Origin of the sequence: Asticcacaulis sp. (assembly GCF_027484505.1) — a bacterium.
Lineage (GTDB): Bacteria > Pseudomonadota > Alphaproteobacteria > Caulobacterales > Caulobacteraceae > Asticcacaulis.
In genome coordinates this window covers 1-9,265 of record NZ_JAIXSV010000154.1, presented here as the reverse complement: position 1 = coordinate 9,265, position 9,265 = coordinate 1, and the positions used below count along the sequence as shown (strand labels likewise).

Here is a 9,265-nt window from a genome sequence, read left to right as displayed (position 1 = left end):
TGGATCACCGGCACCGTGTTGTGTGTCGATGGTGGCTTCACGGCCTGATCGGGGGAGGGGGCGCACATGCATCTGTGGGTGCGTACCGAAGCCTCTGCACAGATTGGCCTTGGCCACTTTATGCGCTGTTTCGCCGTGGCAGAAGCCGCGCGTCATCGGGGTATAGCCGTGACCTTTCTGCTCAACGAGGCCTCTGAGGCCATCCATTCGCGTCTGGCGCAGATCGGGGCCGGTTGCCGGCGGCTGGAGACGGTGATCGGCAGCCCGCAAGACGCTGCGGCCATCCGTGCCAGCGTACCTACCGGCGAATTGCTGCTGGTCGATTCCTACGCGGTGGCGACTGATTTTTACGCTGATCTGTGTGCGGATTATCGGTTGGCCGCCTTTGATGATCTGGCGCAGGTACGGCCGCTGAACGTTCATCTGGTGATCAATGCCGCCGCTTCGGCATCGCCTGAGATGTATGCCGAAATCACGCCGGATGCGCATCTGTGTCTGGGTCCCGACTATGCACCCATCCGTCACGAATTTCGGCGCACCTATCCCCCATCAGGCCGCACGCACATCAGCGTCCTGTTCGGCGGGTCTGACCCCAAAGGCTTTACGGCCCTGTGCGCCGAAGCCCTGCTTGAGGTCGCGCCGCGCTATGATATCCGCCTGATCGTCGGCCCGGCCAATAGCGATGTCGATGCCCTGCGTCGCCTGTGTGCGACCCATGCGGCTTTGAAACTCTATCTGTCGCCCGACAATGTGGCCGAGGTCCTGAGTGGGGCGTCTCTGGTCGTGACCGCCGCCGGCGGCAGTGTCGGTGAAGTTGCCGCCATGGGCTTACCCGCACTGGTCATGGTGGTGGTCGATAATCAGGCGGCGCTGCTGAACGCCTCACCCTATCCGGTGATGGACGCACGCGACGGCTGGCCTGAGGGTTTTAATGAGAAGGTAAAGACCCTTCTGTCTGATGTGCTCGGCCGTGTGACCGTGGCGGCCAGGGCCCACGCTCTGGTCGATGGGCGCGGCGCGGAACGTATAGTGGAGGCCATGACCCGTGTATGAGTTTTTAAGCTACAGGCCGGTGCAACCGGATGATGCCAGGCTGCTGTTGGATTGGCGCACATCGGCGCGCATCACGCAATTTATGCTGACCGATGTGCCCTATGATATTGAGCGCCAGCGGGGCTGGATCGAACGCTGCGCCAGCCGTGACGACTATCATCACCGCATTATCTGCATCGAAGGCCGCGATGTCGGCTATACCTCGATCACCGTGACCGACCGGGTGAATGGCATAGGCGAGGTGGGGGCCTATGTGGGGGATGAGGCGGTGTCACCGGCCCTGTCGGCGTTTAATTTTATCGGCACGCTGAACCACGCCTTTTGCACATTGGGGCTGCATAAGCTGGTCAATCATATCGTCCACTGGAACGACCGCGTGGTTCGATCTCAGGTGTTCAACGGCTATCGCCATGTTGGCGTGCTGAAAAATCACGTCCTCAAAAACGGGGCGCGCCACGACCTGCATATCTTCGAGCAGGAGGCGGCGGAATGGCGCGCCTTCCGCAAAAAATTCCCCGACACCCGCGACTGGGACGGCAACAAGACAGAGTAGTCTCAGATCATTATGATTTCTGGTAGAAATATAATGATCTAGATTTTTGTTTAGCCCCTTGCCGGGCCGTGGCTTTGCCACCTTGGCCGCCGCCTCAATGGCGGCTTGAGCGGTATGATTCCATCAGGAAGCATACCGCTCTAAAGTGCAAGATTCAGGCGGTAGAGGCGGTTGGCATTGCCGGCGAACATGGCCTTGCGCTCAGCCTCGGAGAAGTCACCGGTCACCGCGTCAAACGACTCCATGATGGTCTTATAGTCCGAGAACAGCTTGTCGGTCGGCACGTCAGACGCAAACATCACGCGATCCGTGCCGAAGATGTCGATGACCGTCAGCACCAGTGGACGGATGGTCTCGGTCGTCCAGTGGCGGTTGGCAAAACCCATGCCGGAAATCTTCACCGAGACATTCGGCTGCGCGGCCAGCGCCCTCAGACCCGTTTCCCAGCGGCTCAGATAACCCTCGCCGTCATTGACCGGCATACCGGCATGATTGAGCATGACGGGGATGTCGGGGTGCTTTGCCGCCAGCGCCGCGGATGCCGCCATCTGGTTTTCGTAGATTTGCAGGTCGAAGGACAGGCCGTATCTGGCCAAAAGCGCATAGCCGGCCTGCCACTGCGGGTCTTCCAGCAAATTGGCGGGCGTATAGCTGAAATAGGGGTTGGAGTGCCAGTTGAGGATGTGGCGGATGCCGCGCACGGCGGAATGCTGCGTATGGGCCTCCAGCAGGGCTTCGACCTTCGGATCGTTCAGTCCGGCAAAGGCGACAATCGCGGTGGGCAGACCGGTCTGTTCATGCAGCTTTTGCAGCCACTGCGTCTCGGCCAAAGCATCGTCCGGATGCGCGCCCGCGTCGATATGCACGGTGCCGCGCACGTCGAACCCCGTGGCGTCAGCCTGATAATGCGAGGGGAGGTAGGTCGAGGCGATGGCCTCGGTCGAGCCATTGACTCCGGTATCGTCGAACGGCGCGCTCAGCCAGCCGTAACGCAGGTGGTCGAGGTCCCACAGGTGGATATGGGCATCGATAAAAGGCAGTTTTGTCATGTTTCCTCCGAGCAAACCGCTCTGGAGGTCTGCAAAGCCTCATCCGTCTGCGATACGCGGCTCACGTACTCAACGACGCTGCGCTGCGTGTCTCGCCGGCTAAGTCTTTTCGACTCACCATAGCGATTTGCGTGCTTTGTTATGCGAGAACGGCGGCACTGTCAGGCGCCGCCGCTTTTTTATTAGTAGGTCGTGCGACCACCCGACGTGTCAAACACCGAAGCGGTGGTGAAAGAGCACTCTTCCGAGGCCATGAAGCACACCATGGCGGCCGATTCATCGACAATGCCCAGACGCCCCATCGGGATTTTCGAGCGCATATAATCGACCTGGCTTTGCGGCAGTTGCGCCAGAATGGGTGACTCAAACGTGGCCGGGGTGAGGGCATTGACGATGACGCCCTTGGTGGCCAGTTCCTTGCCCAGCGACTTGGTGAAGCCGATCACGCCCGCTTTCGATGCCGAATAGGCCGAGGCGTTGGGATTGCCTTCCTTGCCCGCGACCGAAGCGACATTGACGATGCGCCCATAGCCGTTTTCCAGCATGAAGGGGATGATCTCACGGTTGCAGTAGAAGAGGCCGTTGAGATTGATGTCCATGACCTTCAGCCACGACTCGACCGGGAATTCCCACACCGGCACAGTCGCACCGGTAATGCCCGCCGAGGCGACCAGAATGTCGATCTTGCCCAGGATTTCCGCCGACTTTTTAGCTGCCGCAGAGACCTCCTCCAGCTTTGAGACATCGAGCGCCACAAAACCGGCCGCACCGATTTCCGTGGCGGTGGTTTCGAGCAGGTCGGCGTTCAGGTCCCACAGGACGACCTTACCGCCTTCGGCGATAATGCGTTGAGCGGCGGCCTTACCGAGGCCCCCGGCGGCACCGGTGATGACGGCGCAGCGGTTTTCAAAACGTCCAGCATAGGCCATTAGCCGATGATCTCCTGATGTTCGAGCGAGAAGGGAACGACGGTCTGGCGCTGTTCGCCGAGGCCGGTGATGCCGAGGTGCATGGTGTCGCCCGCATTGAGATAGATGGGGTTGGGCTTCTTGCCTTCGCCCACGCCCGGCGGCGTGCCGGTGATGACCAGATCGCCCGGTTGCAGGGTGATGAAGCGCGAAATGTAGCTGATGCAGTGGGCGACGTTGAAGATCAGGGTCTTCGTATTGCCGGTCTGCATGCGCTCGCCATTGACGTTAAGGAACATGTCAAGGTTATGCACGTCGCCGATCTCTTCCGGCGTCACGAGCCAGGGGCCGGTCGGGCAGAAGGTGTCGCAGCCCTTGCCCTTGACCCACTGGGTGCCGCGCTCCTTCTGGAAGGCGCGCTCAGAAATGTCGTTGACCAGCACATAGCCCGCGACGTGGCTCAGCGCATCGGCCTCTTCGACATAGCGGCAGGTCTTGCCGATGATCAGGCCCAGCTCAACTTCCCAGTCCATCTTGGTGGCGTCGCGGGGCTTCATCACCTCGTCATTGGGGCCGGTGAGCGAGGTCACCGCCTTGGTGAAGAAGATGGGCTCCGGCGGCACGGGCAGGTTCGATTCGGCGGCGTGGTCGGCATAGTTGAGGCCGACCGCGATGATCTTGCCGATCTTGTTGACCGGCACGCCATAGCGCACATCGCCTTCGACGACGGGCAGGGCCGAGACGTCGGTGGCCTTGAGGCCGGCCAGCTTCGACAGGCGCACCTCTTCGGGGGTGATGTCGGCCACGACCGACGACAGATCACGCAACTTGCCGTCAGCGTCGATCACGCCGGGCTTTTCCTGACCCTTGGGGCCAAAACGAACGAGTTTCATGGGGAGGTTCCTTAAAAATATTGGCCACGAAAAACACGAAAACACACGAAAAGCGACGGGCGACCAAGGTGTCTGCTTTTCTAGTCTCTTTGAGCGCCGGAGGCGCTCGATCCCTATGGAACCGATGGCGTCACGGGAAAACGGTTTTCGTGCTTTTCGTGGCTAAAGATCAATGTTCGTAGGGGCGATAGAGCTTCACTTCGGGGTTCAGGTCCACCCCAAAGCCCGGCTTGTCCAGCGCCGTGACTTTCAAGCGGCCCTTTTCCGGGATCGGCTCATTGAGCAGTTGCGGATGGAACATGGGTGCCACGTGATCGGCCTTCGGCGCCATCATCAGGAACTCCGCAAACGGCGAGTTGTGACGCGTAATGACGAAGTGATAGCTATAGACCGACGAGCCATGCGGCACGACCAGCGCGCCGTGCGCGTCAGCCAGGGCCGAGATCTTGAGCAGTTCGGTCACGCCACCGCACCAGCCCACATCCGGCTGGATGATGTCGCAGCAGCCCATTTCCAGCAGCATCTTGAAGCCCCAGCGGGTCGATTCGTGCTCACCGGTGGTGACCAGCATCCCGGCCGGGACATTCTTCTTAAGCTGCTGATAGCCCCAGTAATCGTCCGGATTGATGGCTTCTTCGATCCATTTCAGGCCGTACTCATGGCATTTGTGCGCCAGCTTGGTCGCATAGTTGACGTCAAGCGCCATCCAGCAGTCGTACATCAGCCAGAAGTCTTCACCGACGCGCGAGCGCATATCAGCGATCAGCTCGACATTCTTCTTCAGGCCTTCGTCGCCTTCGACGGGGCCGTGATACAGCGGCAGCTTGCCACCGATAAAGCCCATCTCCTTGGCGAGGTCCGGACGCGCGCCCGTGGCGTAGAATTGCAGTTCGTCGCGCACCGCGCCGCCCAGCATGTGATAGACGGGCTCCTGACGCAGCTTGCCCATCAGGTCCCACAGGGCCAGATCGACGCCGGAAATGGCGTTCACCACGATGCCCTTACGGCCATAATATTGTGAGCCGAAATACATCTGATCCCAGATGCGCTCATATTCGAACGGGTTGCGGCCTTCGAGGAAGCGGGCAAAGTGCTTTTCGACCATATAGCAGGCGGGTTCACCGCCCGTGGTCACCGCAAAGCCGACCGTGCCATCATCGGCTTCGATTTCGACGACCAGCGTCCCCAGCACATTGATGCCGAAGCTTTTGCGGCTCTGGCGATATTCCGGATAGCGCCCCATCGAGGTCGCAATGTGATTGTCGATCCAGTGGCCTTCGCCCTGATCGTGGTAATCGGCGCCGCCGCCGCCCTCGCCACCTTTAATGACGTAAGCGCGCACCTGCTTGATCTTGGGGTAACCCATAATAGAAGCCTTTTTAACCCTGCGTGTCGAATGCGGTTCCGGGAGGACCGGAAATGATCGGTTTGTGGTGAAATTGCTCAATAATGAGCATAAATGCGATTGCCAATCTATTTATTCCAATATATGAAATTAAGCCAAGGCTTATCAAGCAAAAAACGTCAAGCGTGAACGCAGAAACGTCGAAACCGGGCATGAACGCAAATCCGACGACCACCGAAACCAAACGTGACAAACCTGGCGGTAGCCAGACCCTTGTGCGTGGGCTGATGATCGTTGAGGCGGTGGCGTCGGGCCGCGGCAGTTTAAGCGAAATCGCCGAAACCGCGGGCCTCGCGCGCTCCACCGCCTATCGTCTGGCCTCGACCCTTGTTGAGCAGGGCTACCTCAGCGTGGCCCCGCGCGACGGCAGTGGTGGCGGCTATCGGCTGGGGCCCAAATTCATTCGCCTGTCGCAACAGGCAATTCAGCCATAATTGGAAGGAAACGGGGGGCGTTTCGCGCTTCCGGTCAGAAAGAAGAGACAGACATGTTGCTCAAGGACAAGGTACTGCTGGTTACCGGCGGCTCAAAAGGCATTGGTCGCGCTATCGCCATCGGGGCGGCGCGTCAGGGCGCGAAGGTGGGTATCAACTATGCGGGCGATGAGGCCGCGGCCGAATCGGCGGTGAAGGAAATCCGTAGCTTCGGGGGCGAAGCCTTTGCCCTGCGCGGCGATGTTGCTGACCCGGCTTCGGCGACGGCCTTTGTGGCGGCGGCGGTCGAAGCCTATGGCCGCGTTGATACCTTCGTCAACAATGCCGGCATCTGTCCTTTCCACGGATTCCTTGACATGCCGGTCGATGTCGTGGACCGCACCATCAAGGTGAACCTGAACGGCGCCTACTATATGTGTCAGGCCGCCGCCAACCAGATGGTCAAGCAAGGAAAGAAGGCCAACGGCTTCGCCGGCTCCATCGTCGCGGTGTCGTCCATTTCGGCGCTGGTCGGCGGTGAGTTCCAGACCCACTACACGCCGACCAAGGCCGGTGTGCTGTCGCTGATGCAATCGACCGCCATCGCGCTGGGCAAGCATGGCATCCGCTGCAACGCGGTCCTGCCCGGCACCATCCTGACCGACATCAACAAGGATGACCTGGCTGACGAAAAAAAGCGCAGCTACATGGAAGGCCGCATTCCGCTGGGTCGTCTGGGGCAGCCCGAAGATCTGGCCGGGCCGGTCATCTTCCTCGCCTGCGAAGAACTGGCCGGATATGTGACGGGCGCGTCGCTTCTGGTCGATGGCGGGGCCTTCGTCAACCTGCAATAAAATCGTTGACAGAAAAGGAAGGAAACCGGTTTCCTTCCTTTTCATTTGTCGCTATAGGAAGTCTCATTATGTGGCGAACAATCCCGCAAACCGGGATTTCGCCGTGCAGGGATATGGGGTTCCGCGCCGCCGGGTCGGGGTCCTTTATAAAAAACCGGAGCCGCTGCCATGTGCCAGACGTCTTTGTACGCCAAGATTTATCACGCCACCCATCCCGATATGATGGCCTATGCGGATACGGATGATCTGCGTGACAAATACCTGATGCAGGGCCTGTTTGCCCCGGACTCGGTGGTCCTCAACTACACTCATTTCGAACGCTTTGTGGTCGGCGGCGTTGCCCCGGTGTCGCAGAGCGTGCGCCTGCCGGATCAGACCGAACCGGCGTCGGCCGCCGGTCATCCGTTTCTTGAGCGCCGTGAGCTGGGTGTGATCAATGTCGGCGGTGGTGCGGGCGTGGTGACCGTCGATGGCGTCGCCTATGATTTAGCGCAGAAGGACGGTCTCTACATCCCGATGGGTACGAAGGATGTGGTCTTCGCGTCAAGCGATGCCGCCAATCCGGCCCTCTATTACCTGACCTCGACGCCCGCCCATGCGCGCTATGAGACGGTCAAGATTTCGATTGATCAGGCTGTACCGCTGGAGCGCGGCTCGCTGGAACAATCGAACCAGCGCGTTATCTATCAGTACATCGTGCCGACCACGGCCAAGTCGTGCCAGCTGCTGCTGGGCCTGACCATTCTGGCCCCCGGCTCGGTGTGGAACACCATGCCGCCGCACCTCCATGACCGCCGCTCGGAGGTCTATTTCTACTTCAACCTCGGTGAAAACGACCGCGTGTTCCACTTCATGGGGCAGCCGGATGCCGCGCGCCATATCGTCATCCAGAACAACGAAGCCGTCGTCTCACCGCCGTGGTCGATCCACATGGGCGCGGGCACGTCGAACTACGCCTTTATCTGGGCCATGGGGGGCGAAAACCTCGACTATACCGACATGAAGGTGCTGGACATCTGTCAGCTCGCTTAAGTGTTCAAGGCGAAGGGGGCACGCCCCCTTCACCCCGTAATTAATCCCTCCCTGTTTACGGGGAGGGGGGACCGCGAAGCGGTGGGTGGGTGAAATGGTTCAGTCTGAATCATCCCCCTTCCATCAATCCGCCAGCGGATTGCCACCTTCCCCGTAAACGGGGAAGGATCAGAAAAAGAGGAGATATTTCATGAGCCATCCATTCGATCTGACCGGCAAGGTTGCCCTTGTTACCGGCGCCAATACGGGTCTGGGGCAGGGTATTGCGCTGGCTTTGGCCGAAGCGGGTGCCGACATCGCCGCCGTGGGCATCGTGCCCGCCGATGAAACCGGTGAAAAGGTCAAGGCGCTGGGCCGCAAGTTCCTCAATATCGACGCCAATCTCGGCACGCTGGAGCCCATCGAGCGCGTCGTGAAGACGGCCATCGACGAACTGGGCGGCCTGCATATCCTCGTCAACAATGCCGGTCTGATCCGTCGCGCCGATGCCGTGGACTTTTCAGAAAAAGACTGGGACGACGTGATGAACGTCAACATCAAGGGCGCCTTCTTCATGGCGCAGGCCGTGGGCCGTCACTTCATCGCTCAGGGCTATGGCAAGATCATCAACATCGCTTCGATGCTCTCCTTCCAGGGCGGCATCCGCGTCCCGTCCTACACGGCGTCGAAGTCCGGTATTGCCGGTATTACCCGTCTTCTGGCCAATGAATGGGCGGGCAAGGGTATTACCGTGAACGCCATCGCGCCAGGCTATATGGCGACCGACAATACGGCGCAACTGCGCGCCGATGCCGATCGCAACAAGGCCATCCTCGACCGCATCCCGGCCGGTCGCTGGGGTGAGCCGTCCGACCTCGGCGGTGCGGCGGTCTTCCTCGCCGCCCCGGCGTCGGACTACGTTAACGGCGCGATCATCCCGGTGGATGGCGGCTGGCTGGCGCGCTAAGCGCTCTAGGCTGTGGTGACGAATTAACGTTTGCTGCCTCCCTCCTCCCCATTTTATGGGGAGGTGCCGAGTTTACGAGGCGGAGGGGTATCTTACGGACGGTAATACCCCTCCGTCAGCGTCGCTTCGCTCGCTGCCACCTCCCCACTTCGTAGGGAG

At 60.1% G+C, this 9,265-nt stretch carries 10 protein-coding genes; 6 read left to right on the top strand and 4 right to left on the bottom strand.

Annotated elements, in window-relative coordinates:
- Positions 1–66 precede the first annotated feature (66 nt).
- Positions 67–1,053, top strand: a complete 987-nt coding sequence (gene pseG / locus Q0072_RS09875; protein ID WP_298329180.1) for a UDP-2,4-diacetamido-2,4,6-trideoxy-beta-L-altropyranose hydrolase — start codon at positions 67–69, stop codon at positions 1,051–1,053.
- Positions 1,046–1,606: a GNAT family N-acetyltransferase gene (locus Q0072_RS09870; protein ID WP_298329175.1), complete on the top strand. Its 561-nt coding sequence runs from the start codon at positions 1,046–1,048 to the stop codon at positions 1,604–1,606. Before pseG ends, Q0072_RS09870 begins: the two co-directional genes overlap by 8 nt.
- 140 nt (positions 1,607–1,746) lie before the next feature.
- On the opposite strand, the gene Q0072_RS09865 is transcribed toward Q0072_RS09870, so the two are convergent.
- The 4 genes from Q0072_RS09865 to rhmD all read right to left on the bottom strand — a co-directional run bounded on the left by Q0072_RS09865 (position 1,747) and on the right by rhmD (position 5,822).
- The gene (locus Q0072_RS09865; RefSeq protein ID WP_298329171.1) at positions 1,747–2,655 is read right to left on the bottom strand and encodes an amidohydrolase family protein; all 909 of its coding nucleotides are present in this window, start codon (positions 2,653–2,655) and stop codon (positions 1,747–1,749) included.
- A 182-nt stretch (positions 2,656–2,837) separates the two neighbouring features.
- Positions 2,838–3,584: an SDR family NAD(P)-dependent oxidoreductase gene (locus Q0072_RS09860; protein ID WP_298329168.1), complete on the bottom strand. Its 747-nt coding sequence runs from the start codon at positions 3,582–3,584 to the stop codon at positions 2,838–2,840.
- Positions 3,584–4,456, bottom strand: coding sequence for a fumarylacetoacetate hydrolase family protein (locus Q0072_RS09855; protein ID WP_298329166.1), 873 nt, complete (start codon positions 4,454–4,456; stop codon positions 3,584–3,586). The genes Q0072_RS09860 and Q0072_RS09855 overlap by 1 nt, the downstream gene beginning before the upstream one ends.
- Positions 4,457–4,625: 169 nt before the next feature.
- Positions 4,626–5,822: an L-rhamnonate dehydratase gene (rhmD, locus tag Q0072_RS09850; protein WP_298329164.1), complete on the bottom strand. Its 1,197-nt coding sequence runs from the start codon at positions 5,820–5,822 to the stop codon at positions 4,626–4,628.
- 191 nt (positions 5,823–6,013) lie between these two features.
- On the opposite strand from rhmD, the gene Q0072_RS09845 reads away from it, so the two are divergent.
- The 4 genes from Q0072_RS09845 to kduD all read left to right on the top strand — a co-directional run bounded on the left by Q0072_RS09845 (position 6,014) and on the right by kduD (position 9,106).
- A complete protein-coding gene (locus tag Q0072_RS09845; protein ID WP_298329161.1) occupies positions 6,014–6,295 on the top strand; it encodes a helix-turn-helix domain-containing protein in 282 nt (93 codons plus the stop codon).
- 53 nt (positions 6,296–6,348) lie between these two features.
- Positions 6,349–7,128: an SDR family NAD(P)-dependent oxidoreductase gene (locus Q0072_RS09840; RefSeq protein ID WP_298329158.1), complete on the top strand. Its 780-nt coding sequence runs from the start codon at positions 6,349–6,351 to the stop codon at positions 7,126–7,128.
- Between the two features lie 183 nt (positions 7,129–7,311).
- A complete protein-coding gene (gene kduI, locus Q0072_RS09835) occupies positions 7,312–8,160 on the top strand; it encodes a 5-dehydro-4-deoxy-D-glucuronate isomerase (RefSeq protein ID WP_298329183.1) in 849 nt (282 codons plus the stop codon).
- Positions 8,161–8,350: 190 nt separating this feature from the next.
- Complete coding sequence (gene kduD / locus Q0072_RS09830) at positions 8,351–9,106, top strand: 2-dehydro-3-deoxy-D-gluconate 5-dehydrogenase KduD (RefSeq protein WP_298329155.1); 756 nt, start codon at positions 8,351–8,353, stop codon at positions 9,104–9,106.
- Positions 9,107–9,265 lie beyond the last annotated feature (159 nt).

What these genes read in the sequence shown, in the direction of transcription:
- pseG (WP_298329180.1), top strand. Translation starts at nt 67, where the DNA reads ATGCATCTGTGGGTGCGTACCGAAGCCTCTGCACAGATTGGCCTTGGC.
- Q0072_RS09865 (WP_298329171.1), bottom strand. Translation starts at nt 2,655, where the DNA reads ATGACAAAACTGCCTTTTATCGATGCCCATATCCACCTGTGGGACCTC.
- Q0072_RS09860 (WP_298329168.1), bottom strand. Translation starts at nt 3,584, where the DNA reads ATGGCCTATGCTGGACGTTTTGAAAACCGCTGCGCCGTCATCACCGGT.
- Q0072_RS09855 (WP_298329166.1), bottom strand. Translation starts at nt 4,456, where the DNA reads ATGAAACTCGTTCGTTTTGGCCCCAAGGGTCAGGAAAAGCCCGGCGTG.
- rhmD (WP_298329164.1), bottom strand. Translation starts at nt 5,822, where the DNA reads ATGGGTTACCCCAAGATCAAGCAGGTGCGCGCTTACGTCATTAAAGGT.
- Q0072_RS09845 (WP_298329161.1), top strand. Translation starts at nt 6,014, where the DNA reads ATGAACGCAAATCCGACGACCACCGAAACCAAACGTGACAAACCTGGC.
- Q0072_RS09840 (WP_298329158.1), top strand. Translation starts at nt 6,349, where the DNA reads ATGTTGCTCAAGGACAAGGTACTGCTGGTTACCGGCGGCTCAAAAGGC.
- kduD (WP_298329155.1), top strand. Translation starts at nt 8,351, where the DNA reads ATGAGCCATCCATTCGATCTGACCGGCAAGGTTGCCCTTGTTACCGGC.